The organism is Mesorhizobium sp. B3-1-8, from assembly GCF_006439495.1.
In the GTDB taxonomy this organism is placed as follows: Bacteria; Pseudomonadota; Alphaproteobacteria; order Rhizobiales; family Rhizobiaceae; genus Mesorhizobium.
Genome location: NZ_VFTK01000002.1, coordinates 38,468 through 64,106, shown reverse-complemented (window position 1 = coordinate 64,106; position 25,639 = coordinate 38,468). Strand labels below are relative to the sequence as shown.

At 64.6% G+C, this 25,639-nt stretch carries 35 protein-coding genes and 1 riboswitch; of the genes, 22 read left to right on the top strand and 13 right to left on the bottom strand.

Annotated features, from left to right (window positions below):
• Entirely contained in the window at positions 1-612 is a 612-nt protein-coding gene (locus FJ424_RS02215) for a dihydrofolate reductase family protein (protein ID WP_140658489.1), read from the bottom strand.
• Position 613: 1 nt separating this feature from the next.
• On the bottom strand, positions 614-1,144 hold the full coding sequence (locus tag FJ424_RS02210) for a cupin (protein ID WP_140658487.1): 531 nt from the start codon (positions 1,142-1,144) through the stop codon (positions 614-616).
• A gap of 80 nt (positions 1,145-1,224) precedes the next feature.
• Between FJ424_RS02210 and FJ424_RS02205 the strand changes: the two genes are divergently transcribed.
• Complete coding sequence (locus FJ424_RS02205) at positions 1,225-1,743, top strand: hypothetical protein (protein ID WP_140658485.1); 519 nt, start codon at positions 1,225-1,227, stop codon at positions 1,741-1,743.
• 56 nt (positions 1,744-1,799) lie between these two features.
• On the opposite strand, the gene FJ424_RS02200 is transcribed toward FJ424_RS02205, so the two are convergent.
• From FJ424_RS02200 to FJ424_RS02185, 4 genes are read right to left on the bottom strand one after another with little or no spacing between them, the layout of a single operon-like run.
• Positions 1,800-2,816 (bottom strand): zinc-dependent alcohol dehydrogenase family protein, encoded by a 1,017-nt coding sequence (locus FJ424_RS02200; RefSeq protein WP_140658483.1) that lies wholly within the window; start codon positions 2,814-2,816, stop codon positions 1,800-1,802.
• Positions 2,817-2,858: 42 nt separating this feature from the next.
• Positions 2,859-3,254 (bottom strand): cupin domain-containing protein, encoded by a 396-nt coding sequence (locus tag FJ424_RS02195; RefSeq protein ID WP_140644920.1) that lies wholly within the window; start codon positions 3,252-3,254, stop codon positions 2,859-2,861.
• A 19-nt stretch (positions 3,255-3,273) separates the two neighbouring features.
• Positions 3,274-3,738: a cyclophilin-like fold protein gene (locus FJ424_RS02190; protein ID WP_140658481.1), complete on the bottom strand. Its 465-nt coding sequence runs from the start codon at positions 3,736-3,738 to the stop codon at positions 3,274-3,276.
• On the bottom strand, positions 3,735-4,937 hold the full coding sequence (locus FJ424_RS02185) for an MFS transporter (protein WP_140658506.1): 1,203 nt from the start codon (positions 4,935-4,937) through the stop codon (positions 3,735-3,737). Before FJ424_RS02185 ends, FJ424_RS02190 begins: the two co-directional genes overlap by 4 nt.
• Positions 4,938-5,115: 178 nt before the next feature.
• Between FJ424_RS02185 and FJ424_RS02180 the strand changes: the two genes are divergently transcribed.
• Positions 5,116-6,009 (top strand): LysR family transcriptional regulator, encoded by an 894-nt coding sequence (locus FJ424_RS02180; protein WP_140658479.1) that lies wholly within the window; start codon positions 5,116-5,118, stop codon positions 6,007-6,009.
• The gene (locus FJ424_RS02175; protein ID WP_181182151.1) at positions 6,006-6,950 is read left to right on the top strand and encodes a sulfotransferase; all 945 of its coding nucleotides are present in this window, start codon (positions 6,006-6,008) and stop codon (positions 6,948-6,950) included. Before FJ424_RS02180 ends, FJ424_RS02175 begins: the two co-directional genes overlap by 4 nt.
• A gap of 25 nt (positions 6,951-6,975) precedes the next feature.
• Here FJ424_RS02175 and FJ424_RS02170 read toward each other — a convergent pair whose 3' ends face one another.
• From FJ424_RS02170 to FJ424_RS02160, 3 genes are all read right to left on the bottom strand, one after another.
• Entirely contained in the window at positions 6,976-7,308 is a 333-nt protein-coding gene (locus FJ424_RS02170; protein WP_140658475.1) for a hypothetical protein, read from the bottom strand.
• A 163-nt stretch (positions 7,309-7,471) separates the two neighbouring features.
• A complete protein-coding gene (locus tag FJ424_RS02165) occupies positions 7,472-8,197 on the bottom strand; it encodes an SDR family oxidoreductase (RefSeq protein WP_140658473.1) in 726 nt (241 codons plus the stop codon).
• Positions 8,198-8,228: 31 nt separating this feature from the next.
• Positions 8,229-8,690 (bottom strand): VOC family protein, encoded by a 462-nt coding sequence (locus FJ424_RS02160; RefSeq protein ID WP_140658471.1) that lies wholly within the window; start codon positions 8,688-8,690, stop codon positions 8,229-8,231.
• A gap of 133 nt (positions 8,691-8,823) precedes the next feature.
• Here FJ424_RS02160 and FJ424_RS02155 point away from each other — a divergent pair, with 133 nt between their 5' ends.
• The 6 genes from FJ424_RS02155 to FJ424_RS02130 all read left to right on the top strand — a co-directional run bounded on the left by FJ424_RS02155 (position 8,824) and on the right by FJ424_RS02130 (position 15,613).
• Positions 8,824-9,711 carry a transcriptional regulator GcvA gene (locus FJ424_RS02155; RefSeq protein ID WP_140658469.1) on the top strand — a complete coding sequence of 296 codons (888 nt, stop codon included), beginning with the start codon at positions 8,824-8,826 and terminating at the stop codon, positions 9,709-9,711.
• 63 nt (positions 9,712-9,774) lie between these two features.
• A complete protein-coding gene (locus FJ424_RS02150) occupies positions 9,775-10,002 on the top strand; it encodes a hypothetical protein (RefSeq protein ID WP_140644929.1) in 228 nt (75 codons plus the stop codon).
• A 315-nt stretch (positions 10,003-10,317) separates the two neighbouring features.
• Positions 10,318-11,316 carry a L,D-transpeptidase gene (locus FJ424_RS02145; RefSeq protein WP_140658459.1) on the top strand — a complete coding sequence of 333 codons (999 nt, stop codon included), beginning with the start codon at positions 10,318-10,320 and terminating at the stop codon, positions 11,314-11,316.
• Positions 11,317-11,466: 150 nt separating this feature from the next.
• Positions 11,467-13,905 carry an FAD-dependent oxidoreductase gene (locus FJ424_RS02140; RefSeq protein WP_140658457.1) on the top strand — a complete coding sequence of 813 codons (2,439 nt, stop codon included), beginning with the start codon at positions 11,467-11,469 and terminating at the stop codon, positions 13,903-13,905.
• Positions 13,906-13,960: 55 nt separating this feature from the next.
• Positions 13,961-15,070 carry a mandelate racemase/muconate lactonizing enzyme family protein gene (locus tag FJ424_RS02135; RefSeq protein ID WP_140658455.1) on the top strand — a complete coding sequence of 370 codons (1,110 nt, stop codon included), beginning with the start codon at positions 13,961-13,963 and terminating at the stop codon, positions 15,068-15,070.
• A 219-nt stretch (positions 15,071-15,289) separates the two neighbouring features.
• Positions 15,290-15,613 (top strand): DUF2934 domain-containing protein, encoded by a 324-nt coding sequence (locus FJ424_RS02130; RefSeq protein WP_140658453.1) that lies wholly within the window; start codon positions 15,290-15,292, stop codon positions 15,611-15,613.
• On the opposite strand, the gene FJ424_RS02125 is transcribed toward FJ424_RS02130, so the two are convergent.
• Positions 15,591-15,968 carry a hypothetical protein gene (locus tag FJ424_RS02125; protein ID WP_140658452.1) on the bottom strand — a complete coding sequence of 126 codons (378 nt, stop codon included), beginning with the start codon at positions 15,966-15,968 and terminating at the stop codon, positions 15,591-15,593. The genes FJ424_RS02130 and FJ424_RS02125 overlap by 23 nt on opposite strands.
• Positions 15,969-16,127: 159 nt before the next feature.
• Here FJ424_RS02125 and FJ424_RS02120 point away from each other — a divergent pair, with 159 nt between their 5' ends.
• From FJ424_RS02120 to FJ424_RS02110, 3 genes are all read left to right on the top strand, one after another.
• A complete protein-coding gene (locus FJ424_RS02120) occupies positions 16,128-16,445 on the top strand; it encodes a metalloregulator ArsR/SmtB family transcription factor (protein WP_140644935.1) in 318 nt (105 codons plus the stop codon).
• Positions 16,442-16,927, top strand: coding sequence for an SRPBCC family protein (locus tag FJ424_RS02115; protein WP_140644936.1), 486 nt, complete (start codon positions 16,442-16,444; stop codon positions 16,925-16,927). The genes FJ424_RS02120 and FJ424_RS02115 overlap by 4 nt, the downstream gene beginning before the upstream one ends.
• Positions 16,928-16,988: 61 nt before the next feature.
• Positions 16,989-17,402, top strand: coding sequence for an MAPEG family protein (locus FJ424_RS02110; RefSeq protein WP_140658450.1), 414 nt, complete (start codon positions 16,989-16,991; stop codon positions 17,400-17,402).
• A gap of 23 nt (positions 17,403-17,425) precedes the next feature.
• Here the strand turns inward: FJ424_RS02110 and FJ424_RS02105 are convergent, their stop codons facing one another.
• A complete protein-coding gene (locus FJ424_RS02105; protein WP_140658448.1) occupies positions 17,426-17,698 on the bottom strand; it encodes a PilZ domain-containing protein in 273 nt (90 codons plus the stop codon).
• 304 nt (positions 17,699-18,002) lie between these two features.
• Between FJ424_RS02105 and FJ424_RS33390 the strand changes: the two genes are divergently transcribed.
• Positions 18,003-18,371 (top strand): hypothetical protein, encoded by a 369-nt coding sequence (locus tag FJ424_RS33390; RefSeq protein ID WP_181182150.1) that lies wholly within the window; start codon positions 18,003-18,005, stop codon positions 18,369-18,371.
• 433 nt (positions 18,372-18,804) lie between these two features.
• Here FJ424_RS33390 and FJ424_RS02095 read toward each other — a convergent pair whose 3' ends face one another.
• Positions 18,805-19,377: a histidine phosphatase family protein gene (locus FJ424_RS02095; protein ID WP_140658446.1), complete on the bottom strand. Its 573-nt coding sequence runs from the start codon at positions 19,375-19,377 to the stop codon at positions 18,805-18,807.
• Positions 19,378-19,462: 85 nt separating this feature from the next.
• Positions 19,463-19,606: riboswitch (adenosylcobalamin (AdoCbl) riboswitch) on the top strand.
• Between FJ424_RS02095 and FJ424_RS02090 the strand changes: the two genes are divergently transcribed.
• The 6 genes from FJ424_RS02090 to FJ424_RS02065 all read left to right on the top strand — a co-directional run bounded on the left by FJ424_RS02090 (position 19,607) and on the right by FJ424_RS02065 (position 24,156).
• Entirely contained in the window at positions 19,607-19,816 is a 210-nt protein-coding gene (locus tag FJ424_RS02090) for a CbtB domain-containing protein (protein WP_140658443.1), read from the top strand.
• 218 nt (positions 19,817-20,034) lie between these two features.
• The gene (locus FJ424_RS02085; protein ID WP_140658441.1) at positions 20,035-20,775 is read left to right on the top strand and encodes a CbtA family protein; all 741 of its coding nucleotides are present in this window, start codon (positions 20,035-20,037) and stop codon (positions 20,773-20,775) included.
• 51 nt (positions 20,776-20,826) lie between these two features.
• Positions 20,827-21,411, top strand: coding sequence for a hypothetical protein (locus tag FJ424_RS02080; RefSeq protein WP_140658439.1), 585 nt, complete (start codon positions 20,827-20,829; stop codon positions 21,409-21,411).
• Between the two features lie 65 nt (positions 21,412-21,476).
• Positions 21,477-22,424 (top strand): DMT family transporter, encoded by a 948-nt coding sequence (locus tag FJ424_RS02075; protein WP_140658437.1) that lies wholly within the window; start codon positions 21,477-21,479, stop codon positions 22,422-22,424.
• Between the two features lie 356 nt (positions 22,425-22,780).
• Positions 22,781-23,683 (top strand): GNAT family N-acetyltransferase, encoded by a 903-nt coding sequence (locus tag FJ424_RS02070; RefSeq protein WP_140658435.1) that lies wholly within the window; start codon positions 22,781-22,783, stop codon positions 23,681-23,683.
• A 137-nt stretch (positions 23,684-23,820) separates the two neighbouring features.
• Complete coding sequence (locus FJ424_RS02065) at positions 23,821-24,156, top strand: hypothetical protein (RefSeq protein ID WP_140658433.1); 336 nt, start codon at positions 23,821-23,823, stop codon at positions 24,154-24,156.
• 42 nt (positions 24,157-24,198) lie between these two features.
• On the opposite strand, the gene FJ424_RS02060 is transcribed toward FJ424_RS02065, so the two are convergent.
• Entirely contained in the window at positions 24,199-24,348 is a 150-nt protein-coding gene (locus FJ424_RS02060; protein WP_112100506.1) for a hypothetical protein, read from the bottom strand.
• Between the two features lie 246 nt (positions 24,349-24,594).
• Here FJ424_RS02060 and FJ424_RS02055 point away from each other — a divergent pair, with 246 nt between their 5' ends.
• The 3 genes from FJ424_RS02055 (at position 24,595) to FJ424_RS33385 (ending at position 25,502) form a co-directional block, all read left to right on the top strand.
• Positions 24,595-24,777 carry a hypothetical protein gene (locus FJ424_RS02055; protein WP_140658431.1) on the top strand — a complete coding sequence of 61 codons (183 nt, stop codon included), beginning with the start codon at positions 24,595-24,597 and terminating at the stop codon, positions 24,775-24,777.
• A 48-nt stretch (positions 24,778-24,825) separates the two neighbouring features.
• Positions 24,826-25,206 (top strand): YkvA family protein, encoded by a 381-nt coding sequence (locus tag FJ424_RS02050; RefSeq protein ID WP_140658429.1) that lies wholly within the window; start codon positions 24,826-24,828, stop codon positions 25,204-25,206.
• A gap of 134 nt (positions 25,207-25,340) precedes the next feature.
• On the top strand, positions 25,341-25,502 hold the full coding sequence (locus tag FJ424_RS33385; protein WP_181182153.1) for a hypothetical protein: 162 nt from the start codon (positions 25,341-25,343) through the stop codon (positions 25,500-25,502).
• Positions 25,503-25,639 lie beyond the last annotated feature (137 nt).

The window sequence follows — 25,639 nt, the reverse complement described above, 5'->3', positions numbered from 1 at the left end:
CTACCGCGGCCGCTCCGCCGCGCCCTCCCCGTCGAACGCGTAGGTGAGAATCGCCACGCCCGTCGCGGTCGATACCAGGTCCGACAGCTTCAGCGCCGACGGCGCCTGCCCCGGCTCAAAAAGGCGCGAGCCTTCCCCCAGCACCAGCGGGTGGACCATCAGCACCAGTTCATCGATCAGCCCGTGCCGCATCAGCGCGCGCAGCAGCTTGCCGCTGCCGAACATGACCAGCGTCTTGTCGTGGCCTTGCTTAAGCGCGCGCACGGCCTCCCCGGCATCGCCGGCAAGCAGCGTCGAATTCTCCCAGCGCGGTTCGTAGCCGGCGTCATGCGAGGCGACGAATTTCTGCGCGCCCGTCAGCGCCCTGGTCATCGGATTGGCTGGCTGGCGGACAGCCCAGGCTTCGTAAAGATCCTCATAGGTCGTCCGGCCGGCGAGCAGCGACCAGCCGCCGGCCATGGCGCGTCCGATGACCTCCTGCATCTGCGGGTCGCTGCCCGCAATGCCCCAGCCGCCATGCGCAAAACCGTTGCGCGTGTCTTCATCGGCGCGCGCCGGCGCCTGGAAGACACCGTCCAGCGTCAGATGCTCGATGGCGACGATCCTTGCCATTTCAGCCTTCGCTCCATGCTTTCAGCAGCGGCCCGTCGCCGCCATGGACCGGATCCTTGTCCGGCCGGCCGACAGCCGGGATGGTGCGCAGCGCCTCGGCGTGCTGCTCGGCGCTCCGGCACAGATCATATGTGCCGAAAGGCGGATAGGCACCGACCACCAGAAGGTCGGCCGAGGCGGACAGGCGCTGATGGCCTGTGCCGGCCGGCAGCAGCGCCACGTCGCCCGCCTTGACCTTGAGCACCTTGCCCTTATCGCCGCCGAAGCGGACCTCGGCGGCGCCGCGCGCGATGCCCAGCACCTCGTGGATGCGCGAATGATAGTGGACGAAGCCGTAGATGCCGTCTCGCCAGCTGTCGCCCCAGCCATTGGCGCCGAAAATACCCTCAAAGACGGCCGCCGGATCGACGTCGTCCGGCAGTTGCACCGCGCCGGGATAGACGAGCATCGGCCAGCGCGGATGGTTGGGCACCAGCCCGTCATCGGCAAAGTGGAAGGCGAGCGGTTCCTTTTTGTTGACAGATTGTGCCATCCTTGCGGCTTCCTGCATGGTCTTAATCGGACCTAACGGTTTTCCGCGGGTTTTGCTCCGGCCAGTCCGAGGAGGTCACAATGGCGGCGTTTCGTCTTTCGGCAATCGGCCTTTTTGCATCGGCACTTGCCTTTACCGCCGCTGCCGCCGGCAACGCCACGGCGGCGGCTGCGCAGGATCTCCACAAGCTCTGCCGCCAGGTGAAGAACGACGACACGGTCCGCCCCTATTCGCACGCGCTTCACGCCGGCACCGTCAAGGCATTCAAGAAGCTGTTTCCGGAGGCCAAGAGCGCGCCGCAGGAATCGGAGCTTGCGACGCAAGCCAACTATCGCTGCATGAACGGCAAGCTGCTGGCCTGCTTCGTCGGCGCCAACCTGCCCTGCGCGAAGATGAACGCCGCGCGCGACAATCCCGGCGCGGACGAGTTCTGCAGGACCAACCCGAATGGCGACGTCGTGCCGGCTTTCGCGACGGGACACGACGCCGTCTATGCCTACAAATGCGCGGCTGGCAAGGCGGTGATCACCGGCCAGCCATGGGTGCTCGACAAGCGCGGCTTTGCCACCAAACTGTGGGCCGAAGTGCCCCTGCACTGACATGCGCGGGTCCTCGGCCCGACTGCCGAGGGCTCGCGGCCACCTGCCGGCGAAACCTAGACCTCGAGCATGACCTTGACGGCGCGGCGCTCGTCCATCGCGCGGTAGCCTTCCGCCACCTCGGCCAGCGGCAGCTTGAGGTCGAAGACCTTGCCGGGCTTGATGCGGCCTTGCAGCACGCGCTCCATCAGGTCGGGCAGGAAGCGGCGCACCGGCGCCGGGCCGCCCAGCATGCGCTTCTGGCCGAAGAACAGGCGCTGGCCGTCGAAGCTCACGCCATGCGGCACGCCGACATAACCGATCGTGCCGCCGGGCCGCGAGCAGGCCAGCGCCTGGTCGAAGGATTCTCCCGTGCCGACGCATTCCAGCACCGAATCCGCGCCGACGCCCCTGGTCAGCTCCTTGATGCGCGCAATGCCTTCCTCACCGCGCTCGGCCACGATGTCGGTGGCGCCGAATTCGCGCGCGAGTTTCTGGCGGCTTGCATGGCGGCTCATGGCGATGATGCGCTCGGCGCCCATCTCCCTGGCCGCGAGCACGCCCATCAGGCCGACCGCGCCATCGCCGACGACGACCACTGTCGATCCTTCGCGCACCTCGGCCGCATCGGCCGCGTACCAGCCGGTCCCGAGCACGTCCGACACCGCCAGCAAGTCAGGGATAAGCTCGGCCGGCGGAACCTCGGAAGTCGCCACCAGCGTCCCGTCGGCCAGCGGCACGCGGGCGTAAGGCGCCTGGGCGCCGCTCATGAACTCGCGCTGCTCGCAGGAGGACTGGAAGCCGAAGCGGCAATGCGGGCAGGTGTTGTCGGAGAGGCAGAAGGAGCCGACGACGAACTGGCCGGGACGGACATTGCGCACCTCGCTGCCCACCTCGACCACGATGCCGCAATACTCATGACCCATGTGCTGCGGGCCGTCGACCGGCTGCAGCCCGCGATAGGGCCACAGGTCCGAGCCGCAGATGCAACTGGCCGAGAGCTTGATGATGGCGTCCGTCGGGCGCACGATTTTCGGATCGGCGACTTCCTCGCAGCGGATGTCGCCGGGCTTGTGAAGAACGGTTGCGAGCACTTGCTTTCCTTTCGTTCAATCAGACAGGGTCGGGCAGGAAGCTCAGGCGCCGTAATCGGCGTCGCTGACGTGTTCCAGCCAGTCGACGACCTTGCCGTCCTTGACCTCCTGGAGGGCGATGTGGGTCATGGCGGTTGCGGGGGACGCGCCGTGCCAGTGTTTTTCGCCAGGCGCGAACCAGACGACGTCACCCGGCCGGATCTCCTCGACCGGGCCGCCCTCGCGCTGCACGCGGCCGAGGCCGGAAACGACGATCAGCGTCTGTCCGAGCGGATGCGTGTGCCAGGCGGTGCGGGCGCCGGGCTCGAAAGTGACCTGCGCGCCTTGCACCCGCTCGGCGTCGAAGGGATTGAAAAGCGGATCGATCCGCACCGTGCCGGTGAACCAACTTGCCGGACCCTTGCCGGAAGGCCGCGTGCCTGCGCGAAGAATGTCCATGGTAATCTCCTTTACGTCGTCAAATGCGTTCGATGTGAAGAGGGAAAGCGCCGCGACCGTGCAAGGCCTCCTGGCCCTCGTCGAAGCGGCCGAGCCTGATCAGCCCGGGATGGCGATAATCGGCGTAAAACATCGCCAGATTGCCCCAGGGCATGAAATAGCAAAGATCGTAGGGCTGCTCGTTGCCGAATGGACCGCTGCCCTCCTCGGTCAGCTTGCGCGGCAGGTAAGCGATCTTCTCATTGTGCGCGTAGTCCTCGATCTTGAGATCCAGCGGCAGCATCGGGAAGAAGTCCCGCGCAGAAGGATTGTCGTGGAGCGTGGCGGTCATGGTCCGGCCATCGAACGTCATCCTGATCCTCATGTCGGTCGGCTCCTGGTTGGCCGGGTCCCTGCCGTGTTGGCTGTTGGCCGGCCGCGGCACGACCACGGTTGCAAGCGCGGCGCAGAGCAGCGTTCGCCGGCTGACCGGTTGTCGCGTCATCGATGGCTGCTCCCGCGCGCTGTCGCCGCGGCGGCAAGCAGCGCCGAACCGAGAAGCAGCACGGCGCCGAGCGCGAAGGGGCTCCACCAGCCGGCGGCATCGAACAGCAGCCCGCCAGCGAAGGCGCCGAAGGTGATGGCGAACTGGATCAGCGCGACCTGCAGCCCGCCGCCCGCCTCGAGATCGTGCGGGATCACCCGGGTCATCCAGGTGTTCCAGGCGACGGGAATCGGCGTGGTGAACAGGCCCCAGGCGATCAGCAGGGCGGCGGTCGCGATGGCGAACGGACCGAGCGCGATCAACAACAACGCGATGAGCGCCAGAACCGTCGGCAAGCCGACCAGCACGGCCGCGAGATGCGAGCGGAGCAGGAGCCCGACCGCCGACGTGCCGACCAGGCCCGCAAGCCCCAGCCCAAGCAGCACCAGCGACAGCGTATTCACCTCGAGGCCGGTGACGTTTTCGAGGAAGGGGCGCAGATAGGTGGAGAGCGCAAACTGGCCCATGAAGGCGAGCGTGGTGGCCGCCATGCCGATGGCGAAGACGCGATTGCCGAGCAGGCCCAGCATTTTGCCGACCGAAGCCTGCTCACCCGCGGGCATTTTCGGCAGGACGGCAAGCTGCCAGACAATCGCGAGGAGGCCGATCGGAACGACGATGAAGAAGGCGCCGCGCCAGCCGATCAGGCCGCCGAGAAAACTTCCGAGCGGCGCCGCGATCACCGAGGCGAAGGCCGTTCCGCCCTGCAGCATGGCGATCGCCCTGGGCAAGTCGGCGCCAGGCACGATGCGGGCCAGGATAGCGGTGGACAAGGACCAGAAGCCGCCAATCGACACGCCGATCAGGGCCCGGCCGAGCATGAAGACGAGATAGTTCGGCGCGAAGGTGATCGCCAGGCCGGAGACCACGAGGATGGCCGTGTAGAGGACAATGACGGTCCGCCGGTCCAACCGCGACAAGAGCGCATTGCCGAACAGGCTGGCGAGGACCGCGAAGAAGCCGGAGACGGAGATCGCCTGGCCGGCCTGCCCCTCGGAGATGGCTAGCTCATTGGCAATGGGGGTGAGCAGGCTGACCGGCATGAACTCCGACGCCACCAGCACGAAGGTGAGCAGCGACAGACATGTCACCGCTCCCCAGGCGCTGGGCACTTTCCCCACTTGGGCTTTCGCCAATTGGCTGTCGTAGGTCGTATCCATGTGCCGCGGCTCGCCGTCGAGCCCTCCAGTCATTTCGCTGGCGGCTATATAGATCATCGGCACTATCCGGATTAGCCATTGCAATCTGCATGAACTTATCCATTCTTGATATGAATTGACGAGTGGTGGCCACGAACCGCCACAGCTTGAACGAGCGGCCGAGCCGGGATGGTGCCCCATGCAGCGCGAGGATCTGAAGGATTTGCTGTGGTTCCTGACGGTGGCCAGGGAGCGCAGCTTTACCAGGGCGGCGGCCGAGCTCGGGACGTCGCAATCGACGCTCAGCCATACCATCAAGCAATTGGAGGCGCGGCTCGGCGTGCGGCTGCTGACCCGCACGACGCGGAGCGTAGCGCCCACGGAAGCAGGCGAGCGGCTCTACCAGTCGCTCGTCCCGCGGTTCGAAGGCATCGAGTCCGACCTGTCGAGCCTGGTCGCCTTCCGCGACAGGCCCGCTGGCACGGTGCGTATCACGCTGTCGGACCATGCGCTGCGGATGGTTGTCTGGCCGAAGCTGCAGCCGATGCTGCGCGACTATCCCGACCTGCGCGTCGAGCTCTACAGCGACAACGGCATGCGCAACATCGTCGAGGAGCGCTTCGACGCCGGTGTGCGGCTCGGCGAGAACGTCGACAAGGACATGATCGCGGTGCGCATCGGCGCCGACTGGCGGCTGGTGGCGGTGGCTTCGCCGGACTATTTTTCGCGCCGTCCCATCCCGAAAGCACCGCAGGACCTGGTCGCGCATGACTGTATCTGCCTGCGGCAGACGACATTCGGCGGGCTCTATGCATGGGAGTTCGAGAAAAAGGGCCGCGAGCTCAGGGTGCGGGTGGAGGGCCAACTTACCTTCAACACGACCATCCCCATGGTCGACGCCGCGCTGAACGGATACGGCATAGCCTATGTCCCGGAAGACCTCGTCAGCCAGCATGTGGCCGAGGGCCGGCTGAGGCTCGCGCTCGACGACTGGAGCCTGTCCTTTCCAGGCTACCACCTCTATTACCCAAGCCGGCGACAGCTCTCGCCGGCGATGGCGGTGGTCGTCGCGGCGCTTCGGCACCGCGTTTGACGGCAGAACGTCCTGGTCGTTTCCGCCGGCTGGACCAGCCGGACGCCCGGCGCTTGCCCCGGCCCTCCAGATCACTGTCGTCAGCGGCAATTAGCTGTTCGTCGCCGACCGCATATAAGCATTTCCTATTGCAATCTCCGGAAGAAGAAGGTTCATTAAAATTTCCGGGGGAGAATAAAATCGTGCATAGGGGTGTGGTGCGGCTTCTTCCGAAGCCCAAGGTTTCTATATTCATTTGCGGTTGTGGGCATACGGGATCGACCTTGCTCGCCCGGATACTGGCTGCCCATCCGGATGTCTTCGCCATTCGACGCGAGACAAGCGCTTTTGTCTCCAACAGTGGAGCGCGATGGACCAAGCTAAGCCTGGTCTTATTGCAGGCGGCCATTTCACGCCGCAGCGTCTGGGTCGAAAAGACTCCGAACCATATCCACTATACAAGGCAGATCACCGAGACGATCCCGGGCGCGCGCTTTATCGTCGTCACGCGCGACGGCAGGGATGTCGTGGCGTCGCTCGGGCAGCGTTACGAGGGCGATTTCGACAAGGCCTTCCAAAGATGGATCGCCGACAGCAAGGCCTCGATGCTTCGCGTCGAAAAGGGCGAAAGCATCCTATGGCGCTATGAGGACTTCATCGAATCGCCGGCGCTTTCCATCGAACGGCTGTGCCGCTTCATCGGCGTGGCCTTCGATCCGGGCATTCTGAACTATCACGAGCAGCCTGTTGTATGGGGGCGGGAAAAGGTGGTTCGCACGGCGCATTCCGCTCGCCGGCACGCCCAGGTGAACCAGCCGATCACCGATTATAGGGGCGGCTGGCGATCCAGGCTGCCGACGGAAGTAGCTTGCCGTTTCGACGCCGGCGAAGCGCGGGAAATCATGGACTATTTCGGATACGCGCAGGCCGAGCATTCGGCTGATGTCGATCACCAGACCTAAGCGTAGTCGAGGAGCGATCGTTTGATCAGCGCGGGAGCAGCCGCGAGACCTTGAGCCGCGGCGCGAAGAAGCAGCGCAGATAGGGCTGGTTGGTTATGACGTAATGGTTCTCGCAGATATGGTAGCGGCCGTCCGGCGATTCCTGCACGCGCTCTCGCGGGATGCTGAAACCTTCGGGAAGATAGACATAGCCGCCGTCGGCCCTGGATTGCACGGCAGACTCCGGTATGGGGCGGCAATCCGTGCCGCCACAGCATTTGAAGTTCGTTACCGGGTCAACCTTGTTTTCGTACCAGTCATGGGCGTTGGCGCCTGTCGCGGCGCCAATCCACATGGCTGTGACGATGACCCTTCGCATGGCATTCCTCGACGAAGCGGAGGCGCTGCTCATTCAAGCGTCATCTATATTGGCGTTCCGCCGGAAACGCCATTGCCCGGCGAAGGCCTGGAAAGCGACGCCCGGCCTTTGCAGCGGCGATGGATGAGGCCGGATCCTCAGACAGAGGTCCGGCCCTGCCCGCTCACACCAGCCGCTGCCCGCCGTCGATGTGGACGGTCTCGCCGGTCATGAATTCGTTCTGCATCAGATAGAGATAGGCGGGCGCGATGTCGGCGGGTTTGGCGATCTTTCCCGCCGGGATACGCGCGCCCATCTGCTCGAAATAACCTGACTTGGCCTCGCCGACGATCTCGTCCCACATCTCGGTGTCGACCCAGCCGGGCGAGACGATGTTGACGCGGATCGGCGCGAGCTCCAGCGCCAGCGCGCGGGCGAAATAGCTGAAAGAGCCGGCGACCGCCGAGACCACCGAGCCGCCCGGGACCGGCGGGCGGTCCTTGTTGATGCCGGAAGTGAAGATCATCGAGCCGCCCTTGTTCAGCGTGCGCACGGCATGCTTGGCCAGCATCACCGCGCCGATCAGCTTGCCGTCGACGAAGCCGCGTACGAAATCCATGTCGGTCTCGCCGATCGGATAATTGGGCGGTGGCGTGCCGGCCACCAGATGATCGAAGATGCCGGCTGCCTCGAACAAGCGGGACACCTCGGCCTCATTGGCCATGTCGGCGGCGATGCCAGTCACGCGCCCTGCCCCGCCGAGCCGCTTTTCGGCGGCCTTCAACTTTTCCTCGGAGCGGCCGACGATCACGACTTCGGCGCCGTTTTCCAGCGCCGCGGCCGCGACGCCGAAACCGATGCCGGAGCTGCCACCGACGACAATGAGCTTCTTTCCCGTGAGACTGGCCATAGGTCTTCTCCGTTCTTCAATTGTGGGATGTTCAGGCGCGGCCGGCGTGGGCGGCCGCGATATCGGCGAGGATGATCTTCTTCATCGAATACATCGCCTGCCGAGCCCGGTCGGCCTTTGCGCGATCCGGGTCGTTCATCAGCCGCAGGGCTTCGCTGGGAATGACCTGCCAGTAGACGCCGAATTTGTCCTTCAGCCAGCCGCAGGGCTGCTCCGAGCCGCCGTCGGCAGTCAGCGCGTTCCAGAAATAGTCGGTCTCGGCCTGGTCCTCAGTCTCGATGTAGAGCGAGATGCGCTCGTTGAAGGGCGGCACGCCGCCGGCATTCAAAGCGGTAAAGCGCTGGCCTTCCAGTTCGAAGTCGAAGATCGCGTGCGGCTTGTCGGTGAACTCGATGCTCTGCAACGCGCGGCTGTTCTTGAAAACGGACAGATAGAAGTCGCGCGCGACTTCGGCGTCGAGGTTGAACCAGAGGAAGGGGTGAACGGTGGCCATGGTGTCCTCGCAGGTTTGATCTGAAGTGAGTGTTGATCACAAATTCTGTGAGGATTTTTGGCTGGAAAAAGCTCGACGGACAAACCAAAGTTTGGCAAGGATTTGTTACCAACACTCACAAATCGATCTGGCCATGACCCGCAGACTGCCGCCGCTCAATGCCCTCCCGGCCTTCGAGGCTGCCGCCCGGCACCTGAATTTTTCCAGGGCCGCGGACGAGCTCAATCTCACGCATGGCGCCGTCAGCCGGGCGATAAAACATCTGGAGGAACAGCTCGGCGTGCAGCTCTTCGAACGCGCCACGCGCTCGGTGCGGCTCACACCGGTCGGCGAGCCCTATGCGGCTGCCGTGCGCGAGACGCTCGACCAGCTCGCGCTGGCGACGCAGACGGCGACCTCGCGCCATTCGGGTTCGACGCTGAATGTCAGCACCTCGGACGGCTTCGCCGGCAAATGGCTGGTGCCGAGGCTCTACCGTTTCCACCGCGCGCATGGCGACATCGACGTGCGCGTCTCGACCACCGGCAAGCTGACCAATTTCCGCGGCGACGGCATCGACGTCGCTATCCGTTATGGCGGCGGGCATTATCACGGGCTGACGTCGGAATTCCTCACCGGCGAGGAGGTCTTTCCCGTCTGCAGCCCGAAGCTCTTGGAGGGTCCGCATCCGCTCAAGCACCCGCAGGACCTCAGACACCACACGCTGATCCGCGACGGCTACCGCATCGACTGGGCGGCGTGGCTTGCCAGTGCCGGCGTCGAGGGCATCGACCCGAACAGCGGCCTCACCTTCGACTCCGCCACCTTCGCGGTGGAGTCGGCGGTGCAGGGCGAAGGCGTGGTGCTCGGCCGCACCATGCTGGTTTCCGCCGATCTCGCCACCGGCCGGCTGGTGCGGCCGTTCGACCATGCGCTGAAAGCGGTCTCCAGCTTTTACCTCGTCTACCCGCCGGAGGCGATCCGCCAGCGCAAGGTGAAGGCGTTTCGCGATTGGCTGTTTGAGGAGATCGGGCCGGGCTGAAGCAAAGGCTTGCCAAAATCCCAGCCTTGCGAAGACGTGCCGATTGCGCGATGTTGCACAACCATGGCTGGCGAGTATCTGGACCACAAACTGGAATGCCCGTTTTGCGGCACCATCCGTTTGCAAATTCCGGCCGATGCTCAACCCGAAACGGCGATCCATTGCGCTGAGTGCGGCAAATATCTCGGCTCATGGGACGAGTTGCAAACCGATTTCGAGATCCAAGGCGGCACGGACGGCGTATTCCGGCTGGATAAGGGGCGCATCCAGAAGCTCAATTCCAGCCGATGACCAGCCGCTACTGACGAAGCCCATGGGGCTCAGACCGGAAAGCGCCAACAGGGCAACCGACGGCATGGGCGGGGGGCGTTGGGGAGCCGTCGGTTACCAGCACGAGGGGCCATGGAATCAGAAAATGCGCAGGCCCTGGCACGATAATGCCAGTTCTTTGCGTTCATGGGAACTGGTTTCCAGCTTAAAATTCAAATGTCTATAGGAGAAAGCGCACACTCGCGATGATCTTCGTGCGACTCCCCGCGACAGGAACCACATCGGCCGTGCCGCGTCATAGAGACAGGCTCTTGTCGCGATCCTGGAGTGACGTCGATGGTCAGGCTGCTTGGTGTCGTTGCGTTGGCGCTCGCGCTCGCGTGCGGCGGGACGCTGGCAGCCAAGCTCGACCTCGCCGCTGTCAACCAGGCGCAATTCAGCGAGGGCGAGCCGAAGGGCGTCGATCCGATGGTGCTCAGGGCGCAGATCCTGCTTGATCGCGCCCGCTTCTCTCCCGGCCTGATCGACGGCCGCCTTTCCGACAATTTTTCCAAGGCCGTCGCAGCCTTCCAGGCGGCGAACGGACTGCCCTCCGACGGCAAGCTCACCCGGGAGACCTGGGACAAGCTCACAGCGACTTTCGCCGGCCCGGTGTTGATAAACTACGAGATCACGGCCAAGGATGTGCGCGGGCCGTTCACCAGGCGCATCCCCGCCCGCATGGAGCGGATGGCGCATCTGAAGCGGCTCGGCTATCGCAACGCGCGGGAAAAACTGGCGGAGCGCTTCCATGTCAGCGAACAACTGCTGAGGCTGCTCAATCCCAAAACCGTTTTCAGGAAGGCCGACACCACGCTGGTGGTGCCTGATATCGGCCGCGGCGACCCTCCCGCGACCGTCGCCAGCGTCGAGGTCGACAAGGGCGCCCGCCAGGTGCGCGCGCTCGATGCGTCAGGCAAGGCGCTTGCGGTCTATCCCGCCTCGATCGGCAGTGAGGAAAAGCCGGCGCCGAGTGGCGCGGCGGAGGTCAAGCGCGTCGTCCACAATCCGACCTACCATTACAATCCGAAGTTCGCCTTCAAGGGGGTGAGGAGCAAGCGGCCCTTCACCATCGCCGCGGGACCGAACAATCCGGTCGGGGTCGTCTGGATCGATCTCACGATCGAAAGCTACGGCATCCACGGCACGCCCGATCCGGGCAAGATCGGCACGACCTTCTCGCATGGCTGCATCCGGCTCACCAACTGGGATGCCGAAGATCTCGCCGCCATGGTCAAGCCCGGCACCAAAGTCGACTTCAAACAAGAGACGGCGCAAGACGGGCAAGCACAGTGAAATGCCGGCGGGTCGCGAGGCCGCCACGCTGTAACCTGTTGCATAAATCCAGCTTATCATGACCCCCAGTTTTTGAAGACGTTACACGGGCTTTCCCCGCCTGTAGCTTCGGCGGCGCTCGTTCAACAATGATATGGTTTCGGTGGTTTGATGCAGACACATGCGCGGGTGGTGATCGTTGGCGGCGGATGCGTCGGCGCCGGTATCCTTTATGGCCTGGCGAAGCGCGGCTGGACGGATGTCGCGCTGCTGGAGCGCACGCAGCTGACCGCCGGCTCGACATGGCATGCGGCCGGGCTGATCCCGTCCTACGCCCGCAACATCAATGTCGGGCGGATGATCAACAAGACCATCGAGATCTATGAAGGGCTGGAGGCCGAGACAGGGCAGCCGGTCGGTTGGCACAAATGCGGGCAACTGCGCATCGCCAATTCCAGGGACCGCCTCGACGAATACAAGAGCTATATGAGCGTCGCCGAGGTTCAGAACATGCGGGCGCAATTGCTGACGTCCGACGAGGCGCGAAAGCTCTGGCCGCTGCTCAACAACAAGGAAATGCTCGGCGCGCTCTATCATCCGGACGACGGCCATATCGCGCCGGCCGACGTGACGCATGCCATGGCCAAGGGCGCGCGGGATCTCGGCGCCAAGGTCTATCTCAACACCGAGGTGACCGGCTTCAAGCGGACGGCCAGCGGCGAGTGGGTGGTGCAGACCAACAAGGGCGACATCACCTGCGAGCATGTGATTTGCGCCACCGGCAATTACGCGCGCCAGACCGGCGCGCTGCTCGGCCTCGACATCCCGGCGATCCCGATCCTGCATCAATACTGGATCACCGAAGCCGTGCCGGAGGTTGTGGAGCGCAAGCGCGCGGGCCGGCCCGAAATGCCGATCCTGCGCGACGAAGGTTTCGAGGGCTATCTGCGCGAGGAAGGCGACGGCTTCATGTTCGGGCCTTACGAGCGCACCGAGCACCTCAAGCTCTTCGCCGAGGATGGCGTTCCCGCCTGGTTCGGCGCCGACCTGCTGGAAGAGGATTTCGACGCGGTGTCGTGGAACTGGGAACAGGCGCTGCAGCTCGTCCCGGCGCTTGGACGCGTCGGCATCAAGGCCAATGTGCGCGGCCCCTTCCAGATGACGGCGGACGAGCTGCCCTTGATGGGTCCGGCCTGGGGCCTGCCCAATGTGTGGCTGGCCGAGGGCGTGCCGGGCGGCATCCTGTGGGGCGGCACGATCGGCTATTATCTGTCGGAGCGGATCGTCGAAGGCGGCAACAGTACCGACACCTCCGATCTCGACCCACGCCGCTTCGGCGATTACGCCAACAAGGCTTGGACGCGCGAAAAGGTGCGCGAGGCCTGGGGCACGCATGCCGAGCAGAAATATCCCGGACAGGACATGCCCGCCGCGCGGCCGCAAAAGACCGCGCCCTCCTATGACAGGCTGACCGAGCTCGGCGCCGTCTGGGGCGTGCTCAATGGCTGGGAGATGCCCAACTGGTTCGCGCGCGACGGCGTCGAGGCCAAGGACCAGTATAGCTGGCGCTGGACGCCGAAGGGCAACCTCGTCGGCGAGGAGGTGCTCGCGGTGCGCAACGCCGTCGGCCTGGTCGAGATGACGCCGATGACCAAGTTCGAAGTGTCGGGACGAGGCGCGGCCGCCTGGCTGGACGGGATCATCGCCAACCGCCTGCCGGCGGTCGGCAAGGTGACGCTGGCGCATCAGCTTACCGCCAACGGCGGCGTGCAGGCAGAATATATGGTGGCGCGCCTCGGCGATGACCTGCTCTACCTGATCTCGACGCCGCGCGCCGAGCGCTGGAATTTCGACGATCTGTCCAGGCTGCTCCCCACCGATGGCAGCGTGAAGCTGACAAACGTCACCAACGATCGCGGCTGTTTCACGGTCGTCGGGCCGAAGGCGCGAGACGTGCTGCAACCTCTCACCGAGATCGACCTTTCCAACGAAAGTTTTCCGTGGTTCGGCGTCAAGACCGGCAATGTGGCTCTCGCCAGCGACGTGCGGCTGCTGCGCGTCAATTATGAAGGCGAGCTGGGCTGGGAGCTCTACCACCCCCTGCCCTATCAGCGTCAATTGCTCGACGCGATCCTGAAGCAGGGCGAGAAGCACGGCATGCGGCTGGTCGGGCTGCATGCGCTGGAGTCGCTCAGGCTCGAGAAATCCTATCGCGCCATGTACCGCGACATGAATCCCGAGCTCAACGCGCTGGAGAGCGGGCTGGAGCGTTTCATCCGCCTCGACAAGGGCGACTTCGTCGGGCGCGACGCGGTGCTGAAATACAAGGAGCGCAACGACCAGCGCCGCTCGGTGACGCTCAGGATCGACACCGAAGGCGCAAGCTCCCTTGCCAATGAAGGACTCTACAGCGACGGCGCGCTGGTCGGGCGCATCACGTCGGGCGGCTATGGCTACGCGCTCGGTCATGACGTGGCGCTGGCGCTGCTGCCCGAGCGTTTTTCCAAACCCGGCACGAAGCTCGACGTCGCGATCCTGGGCGAATGGAGGGCCGCCGAAGTGATCGCGGATTCGCCTTACGACCCGACGTCGGCCAGGGCGCGGATGTAATAGGCGGGGCCTGCAAAGGCCCCGTTGCCGACGTGTCCTTCGGAGGGAAGCCCGTATGCGTATCGACCGCATCAACGTCTATTCGGCGCAACTGCCGGTTAAAGGCGGCGTCTACCGCATGGCCAGCGCCGACGTGGAGGCGCTCGACTCCACACTGGTCGAAATCGTCACAGACGATGGTTTTGCCGGCTGGGGCGAGACCTGTCCGATCGGCCCGGTCTACCAGCCGCATCATGCGCTTGGCGCCCGCGCCGCGATGGCCGAAATCGCGCCGGGCCTGATCGGATCGGAGGTCGCCTCGATCAGGCAGCTGGCGAAACAGATGGACGAGCGGCTTAGCGGGCACGGCTACGCCAAGGCCGCGTTCGATATGGCGTTCCTCGACCTGCTCGGCCAGAAGCTCGGCGTACCGGTCTCGACGCTTTTGGGCGGCGCGCTGACCGACCGCGTGCCGGCCTATTATTCGCTGATCGTCGGGGCGCCGGACGAGACGGCGCGGATCGCCGCCGACAAGGTGAGGGACGGCTACCCGCGCCTGCAGGTCAAGATCGGCGGGCGCAACCTGGAAGAGGACGTGGCCGTCGTCCACAAGGTCTGGGAAGCGGTCGGCTACAAGGCTCGGCTAGCTGTCGACGGCAACCGAGGCCTGACGGTCGCCGCCGCGATCCACCTCGACCGGCTTTGCCAGCAAATCCCCTTCGTCTTCGAACAGCCCTGCAACACGATGGACGAGATCGCGACGCTGAAGGGCCGCGTGACGCATCCGGTCTATCTCGACGAAAGCACCGAGGACCAGAACGCCGTGCTGAGGGCCATCTCGCTCGGCATCGCCGACGGCTTCGGCTTCAAGGTGACGCGCCTTGGCGGCCTCACCAAGATGACGACGGTGCGCGACCTCTGCGCCATCCGCTCGCTGCCGCACAGCTGCGACGACGCCTGGGGCGGCGACATCATCGCGGCGGCCTGCGTGCATCTGGCCGCCACGGTCGAGCCGCGCCGCATGGAAGGCGCCTGGATCGCGCAGGAATACATCAAGGGCCATTTCGACGCGAAGCACCCGGTCGTCATCAAGCAAGGTCACATCGCCGTACCGCAACGGCCGGGGCTGGGCGTGAAACCGGAGCCCGGCATGTTCGGCAAGCCTGTGGCGATATATGGGCCATAAGCGGGAAGCGGCGCCGCCGGGTTCGCAGTTTCGGATCGGAATGGCCGCTGGCCGGCGGTAATCATCAGCGCCGTCCCCCACTCGAAGAGGGGGACGCCCTATGGGATTGTCCTCAGGCCGGGCGTTTCGACGGCTGCGCGCATCAGCCGATCACCTTCGCGATGCCACGGATCGTTCCGCCATGTCCTGCGTTCTTGTGACACGCAAGGAGGAACGGCGATGGACGACGATCGGACCGAGAAGATCAGGCAACGGGCCTATGAGATCTTTCAACGCGAGGGCGGCATCCTTGGCAATCACGAACGGCACTGGCATCAGGCGGAGTTGGAGATCGACCGCGAGGCCGCCCTGCCGCTGACGGCAGGCGATGCGCTGCCCGAAACGCGCGAGATCGACAGCGCGGATGTGCTGACGGTCGAGGCGCTTGCCATGCGCACCGGCATTTCCGGCGACGAGGCGCAGGAACTGCTCGACCGGCTGGGCAACGACCGCGCGGCGATCGAGCAAGCGGCGCGAAGCCTCAAGGCAAAGCGGCAGCGCTGACCCGCTGAAGATGCTCTATTTGCGCTCCACGGTGAGCACGACAGGCATGCCCCAAGGCACGTTCCTTGGCGCCTGCAGGCAGGGAAACCTTGCCTTCCGACACCTGGGCCTCCCACCACGCGTAGTGTTTCAACCTGTAGCTGCCCGAGCGCACGCTGAGATCGGCGATGGGACCGCCGTCGAGATTGAGCGCGGTCTTGATCTCGAGTCCTGCTTTCAGCCGGAAGGTCGCCAGCCTGTCCACGGAGAAGAAGGCTTCCTTGGTCGAGCCGACGATGATGCGGCCCTGACCGTCTTCGGCGATGAAGGTGCGGTTCGCCAGCCAGTTGCTCTTTGCGCACGTTGTTGCCGCCATCCTCGCCGATCAGCAGCGGATAGGACACCATCGCATTTTCGGCCCCATCCAGAACCGCTCGCCAGGCGCGGCCGGCAAGGTCGACCACGTGCGTGCCGCATGGGTGGCACTCTCCATCCGGGTTGACAGGACAGACGTGCCGCCCTAGCTTTCGCGTTAGTGACCACTAACGCGAAATACTGGACAGCGCTCGGCGATCCGACGCGACGCACGATCTTCGAACTGCTGGTCGACCGCCCCAGCTCGGTCAGCGGGCTCGCCAATGCACTGCCCGTGACGCGGCCGGCGGTCTCGCAGCATCTGAAGGTTCTCAAGGATGCCGGGCTGGTGGCCGACACGCGCTCGGGCAAGGAACGCATCTACCGTATCGACCCGGACGGCCTCGCGGCTTTCCGGGCGGAGATCGACCAGTTCTGGGTGAAGACGCTCGCGGCTTACGCGCGGCTTGTCGAGCAACCGACGGAGGACGAAACATGATCAAGCAGCCGGCACCCGCGCCCGTGAAACATTCCGTCGTCGTCGCGGCGCCGATCGCACGCGCCTTCAAAGTGTTCACCGAGGATTTCGGCAGCATCAAACCGCGCGAGCACAATCTGCTCGCCGTCCCGATCGCGGAAACGATCTTCGAGCAGCGGGTCGGCGGCCACGTCTACGACCGTGGCGTCGATGGCTCAGAGTGCCGCTTCGCCCGTGTGCTGGCCTACGATCCGCCGAACCGGCTGCTTCTGAGCTGGGACATCAGCCCGCGCTGGCAGATCGAAACCGACCTCACCCGCACAAGCGAGTGGGAAGTCCGCTTCACGGCCGAGGCGGAAAACCGCACCCGCGTCGAAATCGAGCATCGCCATATCGAGCGGCATGGCCAAGGCTGGGAAAGCGTGCGCGGCGGGGTCGACAGCGATCAGGGCTGGCCGCTCTACCTGCAGCGGTTCCAGGACCTCTTTTCCCGGGCAGCCTGACAGCACCACCCGGTACCGAAGGGCTTGGCCCACACGACAGCCATTGGAAGGAGCGCGGAAAATGGAAGCTTATTGGCTGAGCACGCTCGGCGTGCTTGCGCTCTGTCTCCTGTCGGTGGCGCTGGCGGTCTATTCCGGCTCGTCCAAGGGATTTGCGGGCAAGCTTTCGGGTCCGGTCGTCCCGGCGGACGACGACAACCGGCTCTACCGGATCGACCGCGTCCACATGAATTCGGTCGAGGCGCTGGCCCCTTTCGTCGTGCCCGTGATGCTGGCGATGATGGTCGGTGTCGGCCCGGTGACGCTCGCCGTGCTTGTCTGGGTTCACCTGGCGATACGCCTCGTACACATGGTCATCTACCTGCGTGGGGGAAACGCCGCCAAGGGCGGCAGCGTCAGGACGATCCTCTACGTCTCGGGCGCGCTGGTCACGTTTGTTCTCATCCTCGTGACGGGGTGGGCGGCGCTTCGCTGAGCAGCTTTCGCTTCGGCCGCGCATCAGTCCTTCGGCGCGTTGCTGTAGAGCGCCACGCCGACGCGGTCGTTGCGCCGCCACCGCACCAAAGCGCGATAGGCCGTATCGTCGGCCGGGACCTCGAGCAGGAAGCGGTCCGGGATCTCCACATCGGCGCCGACGCGCAATTCCGCACCTTGCTCGTGCTGATTTCTGACCGAGCAGCCGATCCTGACGCCGGCGGCGATGATCGTGGCTTCCTTGAGCACGAATTCGCGCGCATGAAGACGGCGCTCGGTCTCGGGAAAATTGGCCATATCCGGCGGGCTCCTCAGGCAAGGCTCTCCTCGCAACAGGGCAGCACCATAGCAGCGAGGCGTTTCCGTTCCGTTAGCGATCACTGAAACGCGGAACGGCTTTGTGTCCGGACGGACGGCTGTTGCGGCTTTCCGGGGGGGCGTCGGGTTGCTCTGTTCGACAAGCGCGCAGCCTAGCTGCTCCAATCTATCGATTGGGGCGATGATCGGAGCGAGGTCGCGAAAATCTAAGCCGCTTGGCGCGCCGCCAGCTATTCACACGGGCTTAGACGTGCTTCGCTCAGTTAAGGCTTGGGAGGGATAAATGAAACTTAGGCTCGCCTTGGCGTCAACCGTACTACTTTCATTCACGTCTTCGGCTGCCTGGGCCGCGAAGTCAAATATCGAGTTCCTGGCTGGACTGCCCGACGCCAAGTTAGATTTGGCCGCTACAATCGCCGGCAACCTCCTCGGCGTAATGAAGAGGTGCCCGGCGCTGAGGCCAACTGAAGATGGAAAAGCCATGATAGCTGTTCCTGTCCTTTTGTATGATGGCCGAGCTAAACACCTGACACCTAATCCACGTAAGTTCGACAGGGCCATTCATACCTATGAAAGAGCTTACGCTATGGCGGTCCAGAGAGGGGGCAATTGCCAGACCGAGAAGGCAAAATACCCGAAACTATACCGGTAGACCGTGATCACCAGACTGCTGACTGTTACGCTACTGCTGACTTCAGTTGTTCCGGCCGGCGCGGACGACCGGACCGACCTAAGAGACAAACTTCTAAGCCTCGTCCGATTTCCAGCATCGGCGGTCGACCTGCGCCTGAAGGCGACGTTCAAGGCAAGGGGAAATCTCGAGGGCAAACTCACGTCACTCGACGTGATGTCCTTTTACTCCCAATTCAAAGGCTGCGGCGAAGAGAGCTCAAGAGCTTCCGAGAGAAGTTCGAAAGTGCTGGCCACGAAATGCCTATATCGTGACCATCGATTTGACCAACGCCTTCTAGCGATCAACCTCGCCCCGCTGTTCTGCGGCACCTCACCATAGCGTCCACCGCTTCCTTGACCATCTGCTGACTGCGAGTCGCGCTGTCCACGGGACCGACCCGCGCCCGGACTGTTTAACCACCGACAATGACCCCGCTCGCATGCAGCACCCAGCGGCGGCCGTCGCCGCGGAACTCGGTGAGCGACAGCGGCTCGATGTCGATCTTCCAGACCGAGGAGAGCGGCGCGCCCAGAACATGCACCATGGCCGCGCGGATCGGCAGGGCGTGGGTGAGCGCGATGGTATGACCGCTCTCGGAAGCCAGGCGTTCCATCAGCGCGGCGCCGCGCCGGGCGACGGCGGCAAGCGATTCGCCGCCATGGGGCGCCGCTTCCGCATCGGCGAACCAGGCCGCCATGCCTTCCGGATCTTCGGCCTGCACCTCCTCGAAGCCTTTGCCGGCCCAGCGCCCGAAATCCTGTTCGCCAAGCAGCGGCTCGACCGTCGCCGCGAGGCCGAGCGCCTCGGCCGTCTGCCGCGCGGCAAGCGCCGGGCTTGTCCAGACGCGGTCGGCGCGGCGCAGCGAAGCGGCCAGCGCGCCGGCACGCTCGAAGGCTCGCGGCTCCGGCGCCTCGTCACTCGGAAAACGACCCTTGCGCGTGGCCTGCGTCGCGCCGCTTGCGATCATCGTCAGGCGGGCGAGCATCCCAAAACTCCGTGGTCCAGTGAAATTTCGGCCGCGCGAAGCCGTGTTGGCCATTACATATCGTTGACAGGCGAACGAAGTGCTGACAAGTGTTTTAGCGCTATACGGGATTGGAAGCCGGTGCGAGTCCGGCACGGTCGCGCCACTGTGATCGGCACCAGCCGAAAGTCAGGCCTTATTCCGCAGCATTGTTCGATCAACGGGACGCAGTATCCCACGGGAGGTCAATATGTCCGACACCACCTTCGCCCCCAGCTACGGTCCGGTTGCGATTCCGGTTCGCGAGCTTCTGCCCTGGGCTATCTTCGCCGGCCTGCTGTTGATGCTGGCGATCTATTTCGTCGGGGCGGAAGAAGGCGCGACGTCGCTGATCCGCGGCACCTATGTGCACGAATTCGTGCATGACGGCCGCCACCTGCTCGGCTTCCCCTGCCACTAAGACGGTTCAGCATCGCTGAACCCGCTTCGATTTTGGTCTAACGCGATTCCGGACGGAAAGTCGGCACGCAGTTTTCCTGGAATTGCTGGGTTGGGTTAACGCTATTCCGGACGGAAAACCGCTACGCACTTTTCCTGGAATTGCTGGGTTGGGTTAACGCTATTCCGGACGGAAAACCGCTACGCACTTTTCCTGGAATTGCTTAGAGGGTTAACGACATGGTCGGAAAACTTTTGCTGCGCGGCATGCTTGTCGGGCTGGTTGCGGGGATTCTGGCATTCGCCTTTGCCCGCGTCTATGGCGAGCCGCAGGTCGACAAGGCGATCGCCTTCGAGGAACAGCAGGCCCAGGCGGCCGGCGGGGCGCCGGAGCCCGACATGGTGAGCCGCGTCACGCAGGCCGGCATCGGTCTCGCGACCGGCGTGCTGGTCTATGGCGCCGCCCTCGGCGGGCTGTTCTCGCTGGTCTTCGCCTATGCCTATGGCCGGCTGGGTTCGCTTGGGCCCCGTGGCACTTCGGCGCTCATCGCGCTGCTCGGCTTCCTGGCGGTGATCGTGGTGCCCGGCCTCAAATACCCGGCCAACCCGCCTGCGGTCGGCAATGCCGAGACCATCGGCTACCGCACGGAATTGTTCTTCATCATGATCGTGGTCTCGATCGCGGCGATGGTGGCGGCGGTCGGCCTGGCGCAGCGGCTGTGGACCCGGCTCGGCGCCTGGAACGCCTCGATCGTGGCTGGGCTCGCCTTCCTCGTCGTCTTCGCACTGGTGAAGGCAGCCCTACCCGACATCAACGAAGTACCGGAGAACTTCTCGGCGACGGTGCTGTGGCAGTTCCGCGTCGCCTCGCTCGGCATCCAGCTTGTGCTATGGACCGTCGTCGGGCTCGGCTTCGGCCCGGTTGCCGAGCGCGTGGTCGCTGCGCGCGACCAGCGCAGCCCCGCCCGCCGCTTCGCCTGAAATCCGATGCGTCGGCCGCCACGGTTCCGTGCCCTGGCGGCCATTTTCTTTTTGGCGACCGCCCTTTCGGTCATGACGGCGGCAGCACCCGCCGAAGCGCATAGCGGATCCTTCGCCCCGCCTCCTCCCGGCATCCAGATCCCGAGCCTGACCCACGGCCAGATGGCCGTGATCGCCCGCTACCGCGGCGAGATCCTCGAGCTCGCCCAGCGCCAGACCGCGACCGACCCGACCTTCCGGCGGCTCTACAATCACGGCAACCTGCAATTCACCTATTGCCTCTGGGGCTTGATGCCGGGCAGCCTCGCCGACGAGGAGAGCCCCTTCAACGAATGCAGCCACGCCTACATCGCCACCGCCAAGGCGCTGCTCACCCATATGGCGACGATGCCCTCAGCCGAACGCAACGCGAAAGCACTGATCTCCGATATCGACGCCGACATGGTGCGCAGCGGCGCGTCGTGGATCCTGTGCCAGTATAGCGGCGAGTCTTTCAGCACCGGCGCCGTCGTCGAGCCCAGATGGCGCGACATGGTCTTCCACCTGCCGAGCCTCTGCGTGCTGCTTGCCACGATAGCGGCGCTCGTCGCCGCCGCATGGTCCATCTTCGGCACGCCGCGCGCCCGCGCGGCCTAGCCGAGCGCTGCGCGCAGGCGTAAGCATCGGCAATTGTCCGGTTCCCGGATTCGCAGCCGCCAGCCATGTTCGCCCCCGAAGCCTTCGCCGTCACCGCCGCCTTATGCAGCGCGCTGAGTTCCATGTTCCTGAGCGAGCTCAAGGGCCGCGTTCCCCTGCTCCAGCTTGCCCGCTGGCAGATGCTCGCAACCTTCGTGATGACCGGCTCGGTGTCGTTGGCGATCGGCGGCTGGCACACGATCGGAGCGAGGGAGTTCTGGCTGCTTGCCGGATCGAGCTTCGCCGGCATCAGCATTGCCAGCTCGACCTATTTCGCCACCATCTATTCGGTCGGCCCGCGCATCACGGCGCTGCTCTTCTCGCTCACCTCGCCTTTCGCCCTGGCGCTCGGCTATCTCGTGCTCGGCGAAACCATCAGCCGCTGGCAGGCGCTGGGCGTGGCGCTGGCGCTTGCCGGCATCGTGCTTGCCATCGGCATGCCGCGGCGGTTCCTCAAGCGCGGCGACCTGGCGCCGGCGATGCCGGTCGTCACCCCTTCCACCGTGCCGGTCAGCACCGCGCCCGGCCCGCCGCTCACCGGGCGCCTCGGACCAGGCATCGTGCTCGGCGTCATGACGGCATTCGGCCAGGCGATCGGCACCCTTTTGGCGCGGCCGGCCATGGCCGCCGGCGTCGAGCCGTTCAGCGCCATGGCGCTGCGCTCAGGCCTTGCCGTGATCCTGTTCATCGCGCTCGCCGCGACGCCGTTCGGCAGGGGCAAGCGGGAGGCCGTCCAGTTCGGCACGGTCGGGCTCGCCGTGCTTTCCGCCTTCGTCGGCACCTCGCTCGGCATGTCCTGCCTGATGGCCGCGCTGCGCACCGGCAATGCCGGCATCATCTCGACGCTGTCCTCGATGACGCCGGTCATCATCCTGCCGATGGTGTGGCTGCGCAGCGGTCAGCGGCCGACCGCGGCCGCCTGGGCCGGCGCGCTGCTGGCCATCGCCGGCACGGCGCTGATCAGCGTTAGGTAAATCAAACCAGCCGCCGCGAGCCCGCTGCCGTGGCAGCGACATCAGTCGACATGCGGAACCTGGTGCGCCACCGACCGGGCATAACGGCCGGGTGGCTGGCCGACATGACGGCTGAAGGCGGTGCTGAACGTGCTCGCGGAGCCAAGGCGGCTGGCCGTCCACCGCTAGCCGACAAGCTCCCTCGATGACGATGGCGAAGCTTGGATGGCCGAAATCCCTCAGGGCAGCAGGCAAACGCGGGGGGTCAACGCGGCCTCGGACCCCGGACGATGCTTGCTGATGGCGCCCGAGACGGCAGGCATGGACAGCTGATACGATCGGCGTTGCGGCTCACGCTCCGTGGCTGAGGTTGTTCAATGTCGCTCGTTTACAGACCTGCTCGCGCCGATGATCTCGTGGCGACCGATGCGCTGGTGGTGGCCAGCATCAATGAGCTTACCACTCGGCACGGCTTTGGCCCGATGGCGGCGACGAGCCCTCCCAACTTCCAGCTGTTTTCGCTCGAGGACGACCCCGGCGGCCTGTGGGTGGCGGAAGACGACGGGGACATTGCGGGCTTCGCCTGGAGCTGGGTATGCGGCGATATCTGGTTCCTCGCCCAGCTGTTCGTCGATCCTGGCCGACAAGGCCGCGGCATCGGAAACACGCTGCTGGAACGGACCATGGAGCATGCCCGCGCATCAGGCGCAGCCCACAAGGCACTTATAACATTCACCTTCAATCGTGTGTCGCAGGGGCTTTACATGCGGCACGGCTTGTTTCCCAAAACGCCGATCTACCTTCTCAGCGCCGCGCGCGAACGGGTGACCAAGGCATTGGCTCGACCGCCGTTGCGCGCCGTCGAAATGGACGACAGCGCCGCGACGATGGAGAAACTTGCCGAGATCGACGCCCGTGCCCTGGGCGCCTCGCGAGTGAAGCATCATCGCTACCTGCGCACCGATCCGTCGACGACAGGCGTCCTGCTCTTTGCTGGCGGCGATGCGGTCGGCTACGGATACACCAACGCCGGCGGGCATATTGGTCCCCTGGCGGTGACGCGGCCCGATATCGTTCGCGATGCCTTTGCAACGGCGTTGCTGTTGGCGGCGGATCGCTCGGCCGAAAACGTATCAGCCTTCCTGCCGGGCACATGCGGGAGCGCGCTTGGCCTCGCGATCGATCAAGGCATGCGCATCACCTTCCCGATGCTGTTGATGGCATCGCCCGGCTATGGCGACTGGACGCAGTATCTGCCGCGAAATCCGGGCTTCATGTGATCGGCCGCCCGCGGCTGCAGGCGGCCGGCGGCAACCAAATGCTTGTTTTGCCGTTTATTTCAGCGGCTGCCGGCACACAGCGTGGCGCCAGCCGGCTGCGTCGGCCAGGTATCGCCGAGGGCGGAAAGGAGGCCGCGATGACACGGCCGACAGTGGAAATAGGCGACAGGGTGGCTGTCATCGCCACGGTGGTCGAACGCACCGAGGACCGCGTGATGCTGAGGCTCGACGGCGACAGCCATAAATATTCGATGGTCGAGCCCAATGCCAGGGCTGGCGACAAGCTCAGACTCGAGGGCGAGGTCGTGCATGTCGACGAGGATCTCGGACGCACGACCGTGCAGGTTCTGGGGCGCGTGACCGTCGACACCCGGTCGGTCGAGATGGTGACGCGACGTTGCGACCTCGACCATATCGGCTCGAACGTGCCGGGCCACCCTCGCCCACGCACCCCGCCGCGACCGCATGGGTGAGCCGGGGCCGAGCCGCGATTCTGTCGTGGGACGATGACCGGTCTAATGGCGCTTGAAATACTGCACTTCGCGTTCGTGCTTTTCCGCCGCTTCGCGCGACTTGAAGGTGCCTAGATTGCGGCGCTTGCCGGTTCTCGGATCGATTTTGCGCGAATAGAGCCTGTATTCGCCGGATTTCAGCTTGCGGATCATGGCGGTCTCCTTGTGAGCCAAGAACCTAACCCGCCTGGGGCCGTCGCGGTTCCAGGCAGGCCATCCAGCCCGCTCGCGGCCCGTCCGCAAAAAAGCGCCGCTGTCGGTGAACCATTTCACGGACGTAAACGGCCTAATATCGGAATCGAGACCGCAACGACACGATTAGGTCGGATTATTTGTATTCAAATGACTTTGGCGACGTTATGCGGATGTCGCCGAAGTGCCGGATCTGAGGAGGGTGAGATGGTTACGGCGAAGCTTCACGGCGTTGAACTCGTCAGGGGCCAGAAGTGGACGGTGCGCGTCACCGCCTATGGCACGACGCTAATCTTTCCCTTCGAAGCCGAGCAATATGCGCGCTCCTATGCCGATGGCCAGGCCTTCCGCCTCGGCGTCGAGGTTGTCGAGTTGAGGGACTGCGCCTGAGAGGCCGAGCCATCGATCGCCAAATGGCCTGAAGACCCGCAAAGCGGCATGTCGACATTCGATACGGCGAAGCGGTGGGCGCGCAAGATCAAGCGCGATGTGGTTGCGCTCTGGATCGCCGCCCGCGATCCGCGTGTGCCCTGGTATGCAAAAGCCGCCGCGGGCGCAGTCGCGGCCTACGCGCTGAGCCCCATCGATCTTATCCCGGATTTCATCCCGATCATCGGCTACCTGGACGACCTGCTGATCGTGCCTGTCGGCATCATGCTCGCGGTCAAGCTGGTTCCGTCCGATCTGATGCAGGAATTCCGCGAAGAGGCCGCGCGACGCGAGAAGCCGGCGAGCAAGGCCGGGCTCGCCTTCATGATCGCGCTCTGGGTGCTTGCGGCGTTGGCCCTCGCCTGGCTGTTTTGGCCGAAGCCGGCCTAGATCCTTCAGCCAGGGCAGCCGCGCATGCCGGCGGAATCTCACTCGGCAGCTAAATTAGCTGTCCCTTGTAATTTATGCAAATCAGGGGCATGCTGGCCGAGAGCGTGAAATGGCAAGCGCAATAGGGGTCAGGCGTGATGGAGTTCGCAGTCTGCTACGACCACAGCGGGTTCGATCTGGCACGGTCGCTCTTCCTCGATGTCACGGTGTTCTTTGCGCTGATGGCGCCATGGGCGGTCGCGCGGCTCATCGAGATGTCGCGCGAGGATGGCGCAGTCGGGCTACAGCCGGTCTGAGGCTCGAGCCGCTTTGCTAAAGAGCGTTTCGCGAAAGCGCCGAACCGCTCCAACTCTCTGTGCTTATGCAATTCCGGACGGAAAACCGTTACACACTTTTCCTGGAATTGCCCTAAGCGCGTCGCGCTGAAGCGGAT

Coding starts and splice junctions, on each gene's coding strand:
- FJ424_RS02215 (WP_140658489.1), bottom strand. CDS start 612: ATGGCAAGGATCGTCGCCATCGAGCATCTGACGCTGGACGGTGTCTTC.
- FJ424_RS02210 (WP_140658487.1), bottom strand. CDS start 1,144: ATGGCACAATCTGTCAACAAAAAGGAACCGCTCGCCTTCCACTTTGCC.
- FJ424_RS02205 (WP_140658485.1), top strand. CDS start 1,225: ATGGCGGCGTTTCGTCTTTCGGCAATCGGCCTTTTTGCATCGGCACTT.
- FJ424_RS02195 (WP_140644920.1), bottom strand. CDS start 3,254: ATGGACATTCTTCGCGCAGGCACGCGGCCTTCCGGCAAGGGTCCGGCA.
- FJ424_RS02190 (WP_140658481.1), bottom strand. CDS start 3,738: ATGACGCGACAACCGGTCAGCCGGCGAACGCTGCTCTGCGCCGCGCTT.
- FJ424_RS02185 (WP_140658506.1), bottom strand. CDS start 4,937: ATGGATACGACCTACGACAGCCAATTGGCGAAAGCCCAAGTGGGGAAA.
- FJ424_RS02180 (WP_140658479.1), top strand. CDS start 5,116: ATGCAGCGCGAGGATCTGAAGGATTTGCTGTGGTTCCTGACGGTGGCC.
- FJ424_RS02170 (WP_140658475.1), bottom strand. CDS start 7,308: ATGCGAAGGGTCATCGTCACAGCCATGTGGATTGGCGCCGCGACAGGC.
- FJ424_RS02165 (WP_140658473.1), bottom strand. CDS start 8,197: ATGGCCAGTCTCACGGGAAAGAAGCTCATTGTCGTCGGTGGCAGCTCC.
- FJ424_RS02160 (WP_140658471.1), bottom strand. CDS start 8,690: ATGGCCACCGTTCACCCCTTCCTCTGGTTCAACCTCGACGCCGAAGTC.
- FJ424_RS02155 (WP_140658469.1), top strand. CDS start 8,824: ATGACCCGCAGACTGCCGCCGCTCAATGCCCTCCCGGCCTTCGAGGCT.
- FJ424_RS02150 (WP_140644929.1), top strand. CDS start 9,775: ATGGCTGGCGAGTATCTGGACCACAAACTGGAATGCCCGTTTTGCGGC.
- FJ424_RS02145 (WP_140658459.1), top strand. CDS start 10,318: ATGGTCAGGCTGCTTGGTGTCGTTGCGTTGGCGCTCGCGCTCGCGTGC.
- FJ424_RS02140 (WP_140658457.1), top strand. CDS start 11,467: ATGCAGACACATGCGCGGGTGGTGATCGTTGGCGGCGGATGCGTCGGC.
- FJ424_RS02135 (WP_140658455.1), top strand. CDS start 13,961: ATGCGTATCGACCGCATCAACGTCTATTCGGCGCAACTGCCGGTTAAA.
- FJ424_RS02130 (WP_140658453.1), top strand. CDS start 15,290: ATGGACGACGATCGGACCGAGAAGATCAGGCAACGGGCCTATGAGATC.
- FJ424_RS02125 (WP_140658452.1), bottom strand. CDS start 15,968: ATGGCGGCAACAACGTGCGCAAAGAGCAACTGGCTGGCGAACCGCACC.
- FJ424_RS02115 (WP_140644936.1), top strand. CDS start 16,442: ATGATCAAGCAGCCGGCACCCGCGCCCGTGAAACATTCCGTCGTCGTC.
- FJ424_RS02110 (WP_140658450.1), top strand. CDS start 16,989: ATGGAAGCTTATTGGCTGAGCACGCTCGGCGTGCTTGCGCTCTGTCTC.
- FJ424_RS02105 (WP_140658448.1), bottom strand. CDS start 17,698: ATGGCCAATTTTCCCGAGACCGAGCGCCGTCTTCATGCGCGCGAATTC.
- FJ424_RS33390 (WP_181182150.1), top strand. CDS start 18,003: ATGAAACTTAGGCTCGCCTTGGCGTCAACCGTACTACTTTCATTCACG.
- FJ424_RS02095 (WP_140658446.1), bottom strand. CDS start 19,377: ATGCTCGCCCGCCTGACGATGATCGCAAGCGGCGCGACGCAGGCCACG.
- FJ424_RS02090 (WP_140658443.1), top strand. CDS start 19,607: ATGTCCGACACCACCTTCGCCCCCAGCTACGGTCCGGTTGCGATTCCG.
- FJ424_RS02085 (WP_140658441.1), top strand. CDS start 20,035: ATGGTCGGAAAACTTTTGCTGCGCGGCATGCTTGTCGGGCTGGTTGCG.
- FJ424_RS02075 (WP_140658437.1), top strand. CDS start 21,477: ATGTTCGCCCCCGAAGCCTTCGCCGTCACCGCCGCCTTATGCAGCGCG.
- FJ424_RS02070 (WP_140658435.1), top strand. CDS start 22,781: ATGTCGCTCGTTTACAGACCTGCTCGCGCCGATGATCTCGTGGCGACC.
- FJ424_RS02065 (WP_140658433.1), top strand. CDS start 23,821: ATGACACGGCCGACAGTGGAAATAGGCGACAGGGTGGCTGTCATCGCC.
- FJ424_RS02060 (WP_112100506.1), bottom strand. CDS start 24,348: ATGATCCGCAAGCTGAAATCCGGCGAATACAGGCTCTATTCGCGCAAA.
- FJ424_RS02055 (WP_140658431.1), top strand. CDS start 24,595: ATGGTTACGGCGAAGCTTCACGGCGTTGAACTCGTCAGGGGCCAGAAG.
- FJ424_RS02050 (WP_140658429.1), top strand. CDS start 24,826: ATGTCGACATTCGATACGGCGAAGCGGTGGGCGCGCAAGATCAAGCGC.